This is a genomic window from Streptomyces sannanensis (assembly GCF_039536205.1).
In the GTDB taxonomy this organism is placed as follows: domain Bacteria; phylum Actinomycetota; class Actinomycetes; order Streptomycetales; family Streptomycetaceae; genus Streptomyces; species Streptomyces sannanensis.
On the sequence record NZ_BAAAYL010000001.1, the window covers coordinates 6609195 to 6622876 of the forward strand.

Genomic DNA, 13682 nt, shown 5'->3' on the forward strand with positions numbered 1-13682 from the left:
GGGATGGTCACCTGTCCCAGGTGAGGGGAAGGGCGTGAACGCCGTAGACGAGCATGTCGTCGCGCATCGGGACCTGTTCCGGCGGTACGGCCAGGCGGAGCGTGGGGAAGCGCCGGAAGAGGGCGGGGAAGGCGACGGCCATCTCGACGCGGGCCAGTTGCTGGCCCAGGCACTGGTGGACGCCGTGTCCGAAGGCGACGTGCTGGGAGGGTTCGCGGGCCAGGTCGAGTTCGTCCGGCTCGAGGAAATGGCCGGGGTCGCGGTTGGCGGCGGCCAGTGACGCGACGACGGTCTGCCCTGTGCGGATGCGCCGGCCGCCGATCTCGACATCCTGGCGGGCAACCCTGACGGTGCCGAACTGCAGGATGGCCAGGTAGCGCAGGAGTTCTTCGATGGCAGGGTCGATGCCTTCGGGGTGCTCGCGCAAGGCGCGCAACTGGTCAGGGTGGCGCAGCAGGGCATAGGTGCCCAAGCCCAGCATGTTGGCGGTGGTCTCGTGCCCGGCGACCAGCAGCAGGCGGCCGATGCCGGCCATTTCCTCATCCCTCAGCACCACCTCCGGTTCCTGTGCATGGATCAGGGTGCTGAGCAGGGCGTCGTCGGGGTGTTCGCGTTTGGCGGCCACCATGTCACGCATGTACCGGCGTAGTTGGTCGCGGGCCTGCTGTGCCTCGTCTTCGGAGGCGTCGAGACTGAGCAGGGCGGCGGTCCACTGCTGGAAGTTCTCTCGGCTGGCGTAGGGCACGCCGAGCAGCTCGCAGATGACCAGCGAGGGGATGGGCCGGGCGAAGGCGGGCACGAGGTCCACCGGCGGGCCGGCCGCTTCCATGGCGTCGAGGTGGGCGGCGACGATCTGCTCGATCCTCGGGGCGAGGGCGCGCATCCGGCGCACGGTGAAGTAACGGGTAAGCATGCGCCGGTAGCGGGTGTGTTCCGGCGGATCCATGTTCAGTAGCATCCCGGGGCGGTCCTCGGGGCGGAACGGGTTGCGGCGCACCGGGGAGGAGGCCCTTTGGCGGTCCGAGCTGAACCGGTCGTCGGCCAGCACCGCGCGGACGTCCTCGTGCCGGGTCAGCAGCCAGCCCACCGTGCCGTCGGGGAAGGCCAGTGGAGCGATCGGCTGCTGTTCACGCAAGCTGTGGTACTGGGGCGGCGGGTCGAACGGGCAGGTGCGGTGCGTGGGCAACGTCATCGCGGGGGACTGGGCTGCGTTCACGGGAACCGCTCCCTTCATCCAGCCGTTCAGGGCTCAGAACCCAGGGTAGTACGGTTTCGTTCTATACGCAGAGCGACTCATCATGGCTCAACGTGTTCGGATGCTGTCGTGCCGAGCAAGGGAGCCAGCGCTCGGTCCACGATGCGGTCGACAAGCGCGCGGTCGGGTTCTTCGCCTTCGATCAGCACATGCATCAACATCAGCGCCCAAGGCATCTCCAGGAGCAGGTCCGGGTCGACGCCCGCTGGGATCTCCCCGCGCTGATGCGCTCGGGCCAGGGCCGATTCTGCGGCCTGCTGCAACGGTCGGCGCAGCCGTTCGCGGCGCAGGCGGGCGAGTTCCACATCCGTTCTGCTGCCTTCCAGCAGGGCGATCACCAGTCCGCGGTCGAGTTCCGTCCAGCCGGCCAGCCACGAGGTCAGCAGGTGCCGCAGGTCCTCGGTGAGGGAACCGGCGTCGTGGTCGGCGATCTGCGGCCGGTGCTGTTCCAGGGCGGCCACCGCCAGCCGGGCCTTGGTCGGCCACCGCTGGTAGAGCGTGGCCTTGCTGGCCCTGGCGCGCTGCGCGACCAGATCCATGGTCAACCGCTCGTACCCCACGTCGGCGAGCAGCGTGAGGACAACGTCCAGCACCTCCCGGCGCCGACCGGGATCACTCAGCGGAATCTTGCGCAGCCCGCGTGTCACCCGTCCCGCACCAGCCGCATCATCGCTCGCCACCGCGACTCTCACCTCCCTGCCCAGCGAACTGCGTCTTCCGCTTCTGCCGGCAGCAGTAAATGCACCGTAGCTCTTCGGCGCCCGGCTGCGTACCGCATGCCACCGGAAGCTGCTGCTGCCGCCGACGTCGATGAGGGCGTTGACCCCCGCGAGGAGCGAGGCCGCGCCCAGGCCCGTGCCGATCGCGGGCAGCAGCCGGTGCCGGGTGCGGCGGGCGGTGGCACCGTGCCCCCGGTTCACCTCCCAGGTGACGGGCCGGCCGCACCGCACAGCGAGGTCGCGGGCGAGAGCGCCGGGAAAGCCGTCGTCGTGGGTCCCGACCCCGCACCCGGCCGCAGTGGACTCGCCCGGCGCAGCACCCCATCTGCCGGTCGCGGCGGCGCCCTCCCTGATCACGTTCGTGAGCAGGCCGGGCCGGGGCCCTTGAGCGCCCGGAGGGCACCGGTGATCGATGCCGTGGCATGCAACCGCGAGATCCTCTCCCAATGCCTCAGCCGCCGTGCGCGTTCACGGCCGGCCGGCTCCAGCAGGTCCGTCATCCGGCCCTTCGTTCAGGCCGGGTGCCGGGTCGTCAGCGGTGGCATCCGCGCGGCGGCGACCTCGCGGTACAGCTCCTTCAATCCGGCGACGTAGATCTCCGAGAAGGTGGGGAAAGGCTGGATGACATCGCGCAGCACTCCCAGCGGCACCCGGGCGCGAACGGCCAGTGTGGTCTGCTGCAGCCACTCGCCGGCCTCGGGCCCGAGAGCGTAGGCGCCGGTCAGCCGTTCGCCGTCGCTGAGCAGGGTCAGGAATCCGGGGGACTCGGCGTAGGCCCGTGAGTAGGTGGCCGTCTTCGCCACCTCGTTGAGTGGGACGGTCGCGCTGAAGCGGTCCTCGACGACGCCGACGGAGGCGGCCTGAGGATCGGTGAAGACGACGTTCGGGACGGCCCGGTAGTCGGCCACGCGGGGTTCGCCGAGGATGTTGGCCGCGACGACCTCACCCTGGTACTTGCCCACATGGGTCAGCATCCGCACGCCGGTGACATCGCCGACGGCCCATAGGCCCTCCCCGGCGCGCAGGCTGTCGTCGACCCGGATCCCGTCTTTCCCGGGCACGATGCCGACGGTCTCCAGGCCTATCCCGTCCACGCGGGCCCGGCGGCCGGTGGCGACGAGCAACCGGTCGCCGCGCTGCTCACTGCCGTCGTCCAGGGTCAGGACGTACTCCTCGCCGTCACGCCGCGCGGTGGTCGCGCGCACGCCGAGCAGCATGTCGACGCCGTCCCGGCGCAGCACCTCGCCGAGCGCCTCGCCCAGCGGCGCGGGCTCGCGCGGCAGCACGTGACCGCCGAGCTCGATGAGGACGACCTCTCCACCGAGCCTGCGGACCGCCTGGGCCATCTCCACACCAACGGGCCCGCCGCCGAGGACGAGCAGTCGGCGAGGGACGGCCTTCATGCCGGTCACCTCGCGGTTGGTCCACACGCCCGGCAGTCCGGGCAGGCCCGGGACTGGCGGCACGATCGCGTCCGAACCGGTCGCGACCACGATGTGCTCGGCGGTGTAGCGGACGCCGCCGACCTCGACACCGCCCGGTCCCGCGAGCCGCCCGGTGCCGCGCAGCAGGTCGATGCCCTTGCTCTCCAGCCAGCGCTCCTGGCCCGCGTCGGAGTAGTCCGAGACCATGAAGTCACGCCAGGCCAGCGCCGCCGCGGCGTCGACCTGGGCCTGCGCCGTCGCCTCCCGGGCCTGCTGGGCGGCTTCGCCCGGGCGCAGCAGTGTCTTGGACGGGATGCACGCCCAGTAGGAGCACTCGCCCCCGACCAGGTCGCGCTCGACCAGGGCGACTCGAAGCCCGCCGTCGGCCAGCTCGCCGGCGCAGTGCTCGCCCGGCGAGCCGCCGCCGATCACGATGACGTCGTAGTCGCTCACGCTCGCGCTCCCGTCTGAGGCCGGCCGGCACTCCCGGCTGCTCGTCCACCATGTACTGGGGGTACCGTTCCGGCCAGTCGGAGTTGGCGTGTCAGGTCTCCGCCTCGTGCCGGCCGTGCGCCCTGGCGGCGCGCCGCGGCGCGGTGGCCGGCTCGGCCGCGGATTCGTAAGTCGTCGCCATGGGATGCCCATGCCGAAGATGACGGAGGCCGGCGAGCCAGGCGGCGTCAGCTGCACCACCCGGAACTCCTCACCGGTGGCGAAGTCGGCGTCCTCACGCCAGCCCAGCTCCTTCCTCCACCGGGCCGCCGCCCTGCTGAGCGACACCGAGGACGTCGCGGCCGCTGCCGGGCCTCAGCCGGAAGTGGGGTGGGGCGTGTGGATCCGCAGCTGCGGGTCCGTCACCCCGCCCGGGCATGCCAGTGGACCGATCTGCCATCCGGCGCGTCGGGCACCGGCCTGGTACGCGCTTTCATAGAAGGCGAGCACGGCTGCACGCGGGTCGGCCTCGGCCCGGACCTCGTCGTACCGCAGTACGGCCAAGTGGCTGTTGTTCCGGGGGATCCAGTGTGCCGCTAGGGGCCGGAGCGGCTCCTCGGCCAGGTGCGCCGGCTCCGGAGCGGTGTAGGAGTAGAACGCGGGCTCGGGGAAGGTGTCATCCCCGAACCAGAAGCCGAAGCTGATCACCTCCCGGGAGTACGCCTCCCGGGTGACCGGGTCGATCTGCTGGGGCTGCTCGATGTGACGGTCGGAGAACCGGGTGTGGGCGATGTCGAAGGTGTGCCAGAAGTGGTGCACCGGGCTTACCTTCCCCGAATACCCCGCGGCGAACTCCTCCAGTACGGACGCCACCTGACCCAGGACCCGCCAGTAGCGGTTGGCCTGTGAGGGGTCGTAGGTCGCATGCTCGGCGTCCTCGGCGAAGGGCCGGCCGGAGTCGGGCAAGTCGAAGGGCCTGGGCACGTCGAGCTTCATGTGGATGCCCAGCGCGGCCAGCGAGTCCATGGCCGCGTCGTGGAAGGACGCCACGGACTGGCCGATGAGCGGCAGGGAGATCGCCCGGCCGTCCAGAGTCGAAACGACCAGCTGATGTGCGACGAAGTCGAAGTCCATCGTGAAGATCGGGTTGCCGTCGACCTGTCCCATCGGGCGAGTCGTGATGCCGCGCCCCGTGAGGTGGAATGGGACGTTCCACCAGTGGTTGCGCCGGGTGCTGGCGGCGAGACGGACCTTCCCGACGATCTGTGCGAAGCGATGGAGCGTGTCTTTGGTGTCGCGCCACTCGGCGAGAGGGATCGGCGGGAACAGCTCCATGGTCATCACCTTCCGTTGCACCCGACGCTCCTGACCCGGGCCGGGGCCTGGATGACCATGATGGCCACGGCGGACAGGTGTGGCATCTCGTGCACCTCCGCCTCGCCCTCGCCACGGGAGGTACGTGCTTTCTGCACGGAGGCGTTCAGCGCGGCCATCAGGTCCAGCGCCTGGCGCGCTTCGGCCTCCGGCTCCGTCAGCTCCGGCGGCGCCGGCTGAGACGGGTCGCGGATCTCGTCGGGCCGGCACATCAGGTGCAGGGCGAGGATGCCGTCACGGACGCGGAGGATGTCGAGGCGTTCGCGGCCGTGCGGCGCTCGTTCGGCGTCCGTCACCGGGAGGAGCGGCCGAGCGTCTCTCGCAGTCGGGGCGCTCGTCACCTCCTGGTCACCGGCTTCTGCCTCGACGATCAGATCGGTGGCCGCCAACCGGATCCGCTCAGGCCGAGCCCGCTTCATCAATCGTCAGCCCGCCGCCATCGTGTTACCTCGTTCCTTCGGCATGGCGCGGCCCGCGACAGCCGTCACGATCCGGCGTAACCCACACCTTCGAAGATCTTCAGAGCGTGCCGAGTGCCTTCCGCAGAACGTGAATGGCTTGTTCGATGGCTGCTGTTGAGGCCTTGGCGGAGCGGACGGGGTTGAGCATCATGAAGTCGTGAATGATGCCGTTGTAGCGGACACTCGTGGTCGGGACGCCTGCCTGAGTGAGCTTGGCGGCGTAGGCCTCGCCCTCGTCGCGGAGAACGTCGTTCTCGTCGACGAGCACGAAGGCCGGGGGGAGACCTGCGAGATCCGCAAGGGTGGCGCGTAGTGGCGATGCCGTGATCTCCTGTCGCTTCTCGGGGGAGTCCGGGATGTATGCGTCCCAGAACCAAGCCATCGCCCGGGCCGTGAGGTACGGGCCGTCGGCGAATTCCCGATAGCTCTCGGTGTCCTGACCGGCGTCGGTGACCGGGTAGTAGAGCGATTGATGCACGAACTGCACGTCCCCGCGCTGCTTGGCCATGACGGTGACCGCCGCGCTCATGTTGCCGCCGACCGAGTCGCCCGCGACGGCCATGCGGCTGGCGTCAAGGCCTTCACCCGTCCCGTTCTTGCTGATCCACTGCGCGGCTGCATACGCCTGCTCGATGGCGACGGGGTATTGCGCCTCTGGTGAGCGGTCGTATTCGACGAACGCCACGGCCGCCCGGGCGCCGTCGGCCAGCTCACGAATGAGCCTGTCATGCGTGCCGGCGTTGCCGAGGATCCACCCGCCTCCGTGGATGTAGAGGATCACCGGCAGGGGCCCGGTGGCGCCCGTCGGCTTGATGAGGCGGACCTGCACGTCTCCGACCTGGGCTGGGACGGTGATCCACTTGTCCTCGTCGACCGCGGCCTTCTCGATGGGGGTTGCCTGGATGTCGTCGAGCACCTTCCGGGCGCCCTCCGGACCGAGTTCGTAGAGGAAGGGCGGGGTCGCGGTCGCATCCGCGAGTTCCTGCGCCTCCGGCTCGAGGACATGGGTGGCCACGAGTCGGCTCCTTTCGGTGAGTGAGACCGATGCGAATTCCGGAATAGCCCGACGCTAAAGCCAGGAGTGCCGGCCGGCGAGTTCTGGCGATCGAAGGGATCCAATTGAACGAGGCCTCGAGCGGCAGAGGCTGGGAGCGGCGCGGGCACCTGCCAGGGCCTGCGCCGTCGGTCGTCCCCCGATCAGCCGACGCTCGGGTGGCGGGCCTCCGCGGCTCATCGGAGGCGGCTGTTCGGCACGGGGAAGTGGCAGGCCACGCGGTGCAGTTCGTCGTGTTCGACAGGTGTCTGCCCGGGGGCAGCGGTGGAGCAGAGCGTCCGCTCGGGCAGCCGGCGCGGCCCGACGGGGCAGCGTGGGTGGAAGCGGCATCCCGGTGGAGGAAAATGCGGGTCGGCCGCCTCGCCCGGCAGAGTCGGCTCGTCCGGCATCCGCCGAGGACTACGCAGGCACGGCACAGAGGCCAGCAGTGCCTGCGTGTACGGGTGCCGGGGGTGGCGGAGCAGAGTCTCGGTCGGTGCCGTCTCCACGATGCGCCGCGTCCACGCCGAGGGCCGCGCGCACCGGGTCGCCCGGGATCATCCGGATCATCGCGAACGACCCGCTGACGACGAGGAAGAGCGAGACGGCCAGTCGCACTGCGCGTCGGCAGCAGAAGACGGGCCAGGGGTGACTCCTCCGCAAGGCGCTGAGACGCCGGGACACGGTGGACATGCGTCAACCTCCGGCTAGCGGTGAAGTCGAATGCTGGTGGGCACGACCTCGCCGCCGGAACCCGTGGAGAACGTGGTGCGGTACCCGTACACGGTGCTGGCGCCGTCCGCGACGGGCAGGGCATCCGCGGCCCGGAACACCTCCGCCGTGGCCCTTTTCCAGGTCGGGCACGAGGCCTCCTCGGACTCACGGAGGGCCTGCGCCACCAACCGGTCGTAGGCCGGGTTGGTGACGTGGGCGAAGTTCAGCCCGCGTGCCGGGGGAGGGCCGGAGAGATAGGGGATGAGCCCTGCGGGCAGGGAGGGGCCGGGCGAGGTGCCGACCACCACGTCGAAGTTCCCGTCCCGGTACAACGCGCTCACCAGCGCGTTGAGGCTCTCGCTGACGAGGTCGACGCGCACGCCGAGCCCCTCCCAGGTGGCGGCCATGAGCTCACCCACCGACGGCAGTGTGGAGCCGAGATCGGGGCTGCTGATCACGCGCAGCCGCAGCGGGCGGCCGTCCTTCACGAGCGCGCCGTCCGCGCCCTTCGTCCAGCCCGCCTCGCGCAGTGTCCGCAAGGCACCGCCCGACGGCAGGTGGGCGGCGGCGAGGTCCCCGTGGCAGACGGCATCGGCCGCCGTGAGGTCGGCCGCCGGCCGTCCGCTGCCGCCGACGGCCACGTTGGCCAGCCCCTGGCGGTCGAGTGCGGCCACGAGGGCCCGCCGGACCGCCGGATCGCTGAGCGGCCGGCCGCGGCGCTGGTTGAAGAAGGTCAGCCCCACCACGGCGGGCACGTCCGCCGTGGTGAGACCGTGCCCGACGAGCCGTGCACGGTCGGGCCCCGTCAGCCGTGCGAGGTTCACCCCGCCGGTGAGGAGCAGGTTGGCCGCGGTGGACTCCTGGGACACCACCGACAGGACGATCCGCTGCGGCTGTCCCCGCACTCCGGTCCGCGCGCCGCCCGGCCCCCACGCGTAGCCCTTCCGCCGCACGAACACGTACGGACCTCCGGACCTGTACGAGCTGAGGACGTAGGGGCCCGTTCCGCTCGTGCTCCGTGCCAGCGAGCGTGGATCCTCGAGGCCCGCGGGACAGACCACGGGAAGCATCCCGACGCTCCGGACCACGAAACTGTACGGGGACGACATCCGCACCGACACCGTGCCGGCCTTGTCGTCCGCGGTCACGGTGAACGGCACGCTCGGCAGCGTCGACCGTGCGCCGGCGAACCTGTTGCGGGGGTCGGCCGCGTGGGTCAGCGACCGTGCCACGTCGGACGCCTTCAGTACCGTACCGTCCGAACACGTCACGCCCCGGCGAAGCGTGAAGTCCGCGGACCGGGAGGCGGCCCGCCAGCTCGTGGCCAGACCCGGCACCACCTCACCACCCGAGGTCACGTGCACGAGCGGGTCGTACGCGTACTGCGCGGCGCCCGAGCCGAACTGGGAGTACGGATGGAAGTCCGGGATCTCGAAGGCGGTGGCGACCCTGACAATCCCGTCCATGATCACGGGGGAGTGCGCCGCCGGCCGGGCGTCGCCCCCATGGCACCCGCCCACCAGGGCCGAAGCCGCGACCAGCAACGCCTCCGCCTGCCGCCGAATCCTCGGCGGGGCGAACGATGCGGGTCGGCGCCTCATGGCGCTCATCGTGCCACCGCCTGACGGTGACCGATCCCCCTCCACGGCGCAACCACCGGGAACTTGAGTCCGGTTCACCTGTTCGGGCGGGGCAGACCATTCCCCGAAGCCGTCCGTCGTATGGCGGACGCGCCGTGCGCGGGCGACGATGCCTCTGCCGACACCGCGTGGTCGTCCGGGCTTGAGGAAGGCGCCACCCCGAACAGCGACGTGCTGAAGGAGGAACGGATGCGTCCTGGTTCCCGAGCCATCCACCTGGCACTCGCCTTGCTCAGCCGTGACTGGGCCGGCCTCCTCGTCGCCCTGCTGCCCGCGGTGGCCGGGGCATGGTGCGTCACCCTCGGCAGGCTTTCCGTGGTGGGAGCCGTCCTGCTCGTCGTCGCTGCCGTGCTCTGTGCAGGGTCGGTGCGTCACCTCGTGCATGTGGGCCGGATCGGGAGGCGGTATCCGCCCCCGGGCCGGATGGTCGACGTCGGCGGCCATCGCATGCACGTCCTCGCAGAGGGGGACCGCGCCGCCGGCTCCACGGTGGTGTGGATGCCCGGCGGGCACGTCGGCGGCTACGCCATGCTCCACCTGCATGTCCTCATGAGACAGCAGGCACGTTCCGTCCTCGTCGACCGGCCCGGCACCGGGTGGAGCGATCCGGGCACCTTCCCCCGTACGACGGCGACCGAGGCCGTCGAACTGCTCGCCGCCCTGGAGCGGTCCGGTGAGAAGCCGCCGTTCGTCCTCGTCGGGCACTCCTTCGGCGGTCTGCTCGTCGCGAACGCCGCCCGACGCCGACCGGACCTCGTGGCCGGGCTCGTCCTGCTCGACCCCACGCCCCCGGACGTCATCACCTTCGGCCCGCCGGTCCCAGCCCTTCGGCACGCCGCCTACGGTCAACTGTGGAAAGCGGTACGCCATCTGTTCGGCCTCCACGGGAGGAGGCGAACCCATGCGACGGCGCCCCGCCGAGAGGAAGGCCCGACGGGGACGGACGGTGCCGTCGGTGTGCTGGACGCCGTCGAGTCCCGCACCAGGGCGGCGTGCGCCGCCGCGTCCATTTTCCGTGAGCTGTCACCCCAAGGAATGGCCAGGGTGGGCTGGCAGACCGTGCTGCACGACGGAGACCTCGGGTCACTGCCCGTGATGGTCGTGGTTCCCGGCGATCTGACGGAGGGCGAGGAGGCCCTCACCGCGGCGGGCGACCGAGACGAGGCCGTCAGGCTGCGCCGCTTCTACACGACGGCGCGGGGCCGATACCTCACCACCTCCAGCAGGGCATGGAGGGTCCTGAGCCCGGAGGGCACTGGTCACAACTTCCCTGACGAGGTTCCCGCGTTCGTCGTCGACGTGGTGCGTTCCATGGCCGGCGGACACCACACGAGACCGCCCTCGGCGCGGTGACATGCGTGCCCCGGCCTCGGCAGGGAGGCCACGGAATTCCGCGGCCGGATTCCTCGAACGGATGAAAGGTGTCACTTCCATTTGGATCCATCTGTAACGGCGCGGCTACTGCGTGTGTCCGACGGGTGGTAGGTTTCCCGGCGTGGAAAACGCATAGTTCCGTAACGTCTGTGCAGGCGGTGCGGTGTCGGCGAGGAATTCACAGGAAGGAGCGGCGAGTTCTTCCGTAATTCACACCGATGGCAGTCGTCCATCGCACGTGCGGCGCGAATTTCGGCAGGGGCCTTCTGCCGATGACCCATGCGCCTTTTCCGATGCCCGCAGCGGTGGGCAGCCGCCCGGCGCACACCAAGAGAGGTTCACACATGCCGCCTGTAGTACCGCCCTTTCTGATCGGTCTCATCGCAGCCCCCTTGGCGAAGCGCATCGCCAAGCCGCTGATGCGAGGGCTCGTCAAGACCTCGGTCAGCCTGGTGATGGAAGTCAAGCGCGCCGCCAGCGAGGCGAACGAGGGCATCCACGACTTCGCCGCCGAGGTGACCGCCGAGATGATCGCCGTGCAGATGGCTCGGGACGCGCGTGTCCGGTCCGACGGCGAGACCAAGCATGATCACGACCCCGAGGGCGACGCCGACGCCGCACCCCACGGGGAGCACGGGGCCAAGCACAGTGCGAAGCCGCGTGCGGCCGCCATCGCTGCCAAGGGGAACTGAGCCGGGTCACTCCGGCGTAGCAGCCGCACCCCCTACGGACTGCAGGATGCGGGCATCCCTCGCAGGGGGTGCCCGCACTGTGCCGACGCGTGTGGCTGCAGCGCCGGCCGCCTGTCGGAGCAGAGCATTTCTCTTTCTATCTTCCATTTCTCCATGGTTCTCCTCGGTGACGAAGGCGGACCACTCACAAACAGGTGACTGTCGCTCATGACAACTCTCATGGACACGGTGGCGCGCCCGCCCGTGTACGCCGGTGTCAACGCGCGATCGGTCGTTCCGGGCCGTCAGCGCTGGGAGGCCGGACTGGTACTGAGGCGCCCCCGTCTGGCGAGAATTCTGGAGTCGGCACTCATCAGAAGCGAGGGCATCTCAAGGGCGCAGGTGAATCCGGTGACCGGGGGAGTCCTCGTCTTCCACGACGCGACGGTGAATTCCACTGAGGTCGCGCACCTGGTGCGAAGCACCGTCGCCCTCATCGCGGAGAACGTCGCGAAACTCCTGGCCGGCACGGACCCTGTCACCGACGGAAGCGCGTGTCCGTCATCGGCCGGCGCACCAGCGGTGTCCCGCAGCACCCTCTCAGGCATCGCCGTTGCCGGTGGCACGGCGGCCGTGCTCGCCGTGGGAGCCCGGAATCTGCTGAACAAGTCGATGCTGGCCTTCGGGGGTGTGGTCACGGCGACAGCCCTGATCATCCGGCGCGCCTGGCGCCGCGCCGGGGAGCACGTCGACGACGGTGCACATCAACGCGCCTCCCACCCGCTGCTGCGCATCGTGGGACGACATCGAGGGCGGCTCGCTCTGGCGTCCGTGCTGTCCGCGGTCTGTCAGATCAGCGAGATGGCGCTGAGCCTCTTCATCGGCTGGATCGCCGTCGTCCTCATCAAGGGCGAGAGCGCCATGCTCACGGGGATGGGCCTCGTCGGCGCGGCGAATCAGCTGTGGTTCCTCGCCGGAGTGACGGCCCTCGTCTGCCTCGCCGTGGCCTGCTTGTCGTACGCCTCGGGCATCGAATGGCGCACGCTCGGCCAGGCTATCCAGCACGACTGGCGCAACGAGACCTACGCGCACGTCCAGCACCTGGAACTGGGCCACCTGGAGGGCGAACGGACGACCCGTATCGCCGGCGCGCTGACCGACGACGTCAACCAGCTCGGCACCTTCTTCGCCGTCTCGGCCAACGAGGTGGTCCAGGTCGTCACCAGCTTCCTGGTCCTGGTACCCGTCTTCCTGACGCTCGCCCCGCAGATCGCCTGGATCGCCTTTCTGCCCGTACCGATCGTGGCCTGGCTCTCCTTCCACTACCACGACCGCGTCGCCGCCGACTACTCCGTCTCCAACGAGGACCGTACGAAGCTGCACAGTCGGCTCGTCAACAGCCTGGAGGCGAGCGCCACGGTCAAGAGTTTCTGCGCGGAGGACTACGAGGCGGAGCGCATCCGGGATCTCAGCGAGACGTACCGGCGCAGCAACCACCGCACCGACCAAAGCGCCGTCCAGCACACCGAGACCGTGCGTGTGTGCACCACCGCCTCCATGGCGGGCATGATGCTTCTGGGCGGCCGCGCCGTGCTGAACGGCACACTGCGCTTCGAGGTGTTCAGTCCGCTGATCGGGCTGCCCCAGCAGGTGCTGTGGCGGCTCACCCGGCTCGGGAGCACGGTCGACCAGTACCAGCGCACTCTCGCGGCCTTCGACCGCGTGGAGCGCCTTCGCGGTCTCCCCCTGGAACCCGACGGCAACGGCAAGCGGCTCGACCCCCGCGAGGTCTCGGGCGACATCGTCCTCGACCAGGTGACGTTCGCCTACCCCGGACGCCCGCCCGCCCTGGAGAACCTCTCCCTGCGCATCGCGCCGGGCAGGGTCACCGGCATCGTGGGTGCCACCGGATCCGGCAAGACCACCGTCGCCAAGCTGATCATGCGTTTTCAGGACGCCGGATCGGGCCGGGTGCTGATCGACGGTCAGGACATCCGCCATCTGCCGCGCAAGGACGTACGCAGAGCGGTCGGATTCGTGGCCCAGGATCCGTTCCTCTTCGACGGGACCATCGAGGAGAACATCTGCTACGGCACCTTCGAAGCGAGCCACGACCGTGCGGTCGAGGCCGCACGGATGGCCGAGGCCCATGGCTTCATCGAGGCGATGCCGATGCGGTACGACACTCTCATCGGCGAGCGCGGCGCCGCACTGTCCGGCGGGCAGAGGCAACGCATCGCCCTGGCCAGGGCAATCCTCAAGAACTCCCCCGTCGTCATCCTCGACGAGGCCACCTCCGCGGTCGACAACGAGACCGAGGCGGCCATCCAGCGCACCCTCAAGGTCTTCGCCGCCGATCGCACCCTGGTCGTCATCGCGCACCGTCTGTCCACGATCCGTCAGGCCGACTGGATCTACGTCCTCGACAAGGGCGGCGTGGTGGCCGAGGAGGGCACCCATGCCGAACTGCTCGGACATGACGGCCTGTATGCGTCCCTCTGGCGCCTACAGGCCGGCGAGAAAGTCGCATAACCGCACCCGGCCGAGCCGCAGTTCACCACATTGCATGGCACTCACAGGCGGCC

11 protein-coding genes are annotated in these 13682 nt (G+C 70.0%); 3 read left to right on the forward strand and 8 right to left on the reverse strand.

The window, feature by feature from the left end:
• Window positions 1–7: 7 nt before the first annotated feature.
• The 8 genes from ABD858_RS30925 to ABD858_RS30955 form a co-directional block, all read right to left on the reverse strand.
• Window positions 8–1216 (reverse strand): cytochrome P450, encoded by a 1209-nt coding sequence (locus ABD858_RS30925; RefSeq protein WP_345043742.1) that lies wholly within the window; start codon window positions 1214–1216, stop codon window positions 8–10.
• Between the two features lie 80 nt (window positions 1217–1296).
• On the reverse strand, window positions 1297–2331 hold the full coding sequence (locus tag ABD858_RS30930) for a TetR/AcrR family transcriptional regulator C-terminal ligand-binding domain-containing protein (protein WP_345043744.1): 1035 nt from the start codon (window positions 2329–2331) through the stop codon (window positions 1297–1299).
• Between the two features lie 155 nt (window positions 2332–2486).
• Window positions 2487–3851, reverse strand: coding sequence for a dihydrolipoyl dehydrogenase family protein (locus ABD858_RS30935; RefSeq protein ID WP_345043747.1), 1365 nt, complete (start codon window positions 3849–3851; stop codon window positions 2487–2489).
• 354 nt (window positions 3852–4205) lie between these two features.
• Window positions 4206–5165 carry a DUF5996 family protein gene (locus ABD858_RS30940; protein ID WP_345045029.1) on the reverse strand — a complete coding sequence of 320 codons (960 nt, stop codon included), beginning with the start codon at window positions 5163–5165 and terminating at the stop codon, window positions 4206–4208.
• Between the two features lie 5 nt (window positions 5166–5170).
• Window positions 5171–5623 (reverse strand): Ku family protein, encoded by a 453-nt coding sequence (locus tag ABD858_RS30945; protein WP_345043748.1) that lies wholly within the window; start codon window positions 5621–5623, stop codon window positions 5171–5173.
• Between the two features lie 100 nt (window positions 5624–5723).
• Entirely contained in the window at window positions 5724–6680 is a 957-nt protein-coding gene (locus ABD858_RS30950; RefSeq protein ID WP_345043751.1) for an alpha/beta hydrolase, read from the reverse strand.
• A gap of 215 nt (window positions 6681–6895) precedes the next feature.
• Window positions 6896–7207: an oligopeptide/dipeptide ABC transporter ATP-binding protein gene (locus ABD858_RS36955; protein ID WP_425586280.1), complete on the reverse strand. Its 312-nt coding sequence runs from the start codon at window positions 7205–7207 to the stop codon at window positions 6896–6898.
• A gap of 198 nt (window positions 7208–7405) precedes the next feature.
• The gene (locus tag ABD858_RS30955; protein WP_345043753.1) at window positions 7406–9013 is read right to left on the reverse strand and encodes an ABC transporter substrate-binding protein; all 1608 of its coding nucleotides are present in this window, start codon (window positions 9011–9013) and stop codon (window positions 7406–7408) included.
• A gap of 228 nt (window positions 9014–9241) precedes the next feature.
• Here ABD858_RS30955 and ABD858_RS30960 point away from each other — a divergent pair, with 228 nt between their 5' ends.
• From ABD858_RS30960 to ABD858_RS30970, 3 genes are all read left to right on the forward strand, one after another.
• The gene (locus ABD858_RS30960; protein WP_345043756.1) at window positions 9242–10405 is read left to right on the forward strand and encodes an alpha/beta fold hydrolase; all 1164 of its coding nucleotides are present in this window, start codon (window positions 9242–9244) and stop codon (window positions 10403–10405) included.
• Window positions 10406–10770: 365 nt separating this feature from the next.
• Window positions 10771–11118 carry a DUF5132 domain-containing protein gene (locus ABD858_RS30965; protein WP_345043758.1) on the forward strand — a complete coding sequence of 116 codons (348 nt, stop codon included), beginning with the start codon at window positions 10771–10773 and terminating at the stop codon, window positions 11116–11118.
• A gap of 207 nt (window positions 11119–11325) precedes the next feature.
• Complete coding sequence (locus ABD858_RS30970; protein WP_345043761.1) at window positions 11326–13629, forward strand: ABC transporter ATP-binding protein; 2304 nt, start codon at window positions 11326–11328, stop codon at window positions 13627–13629.
• The last annotated feature ends 53 nt before the right edge of the window (window positions 13630–13682 follow it).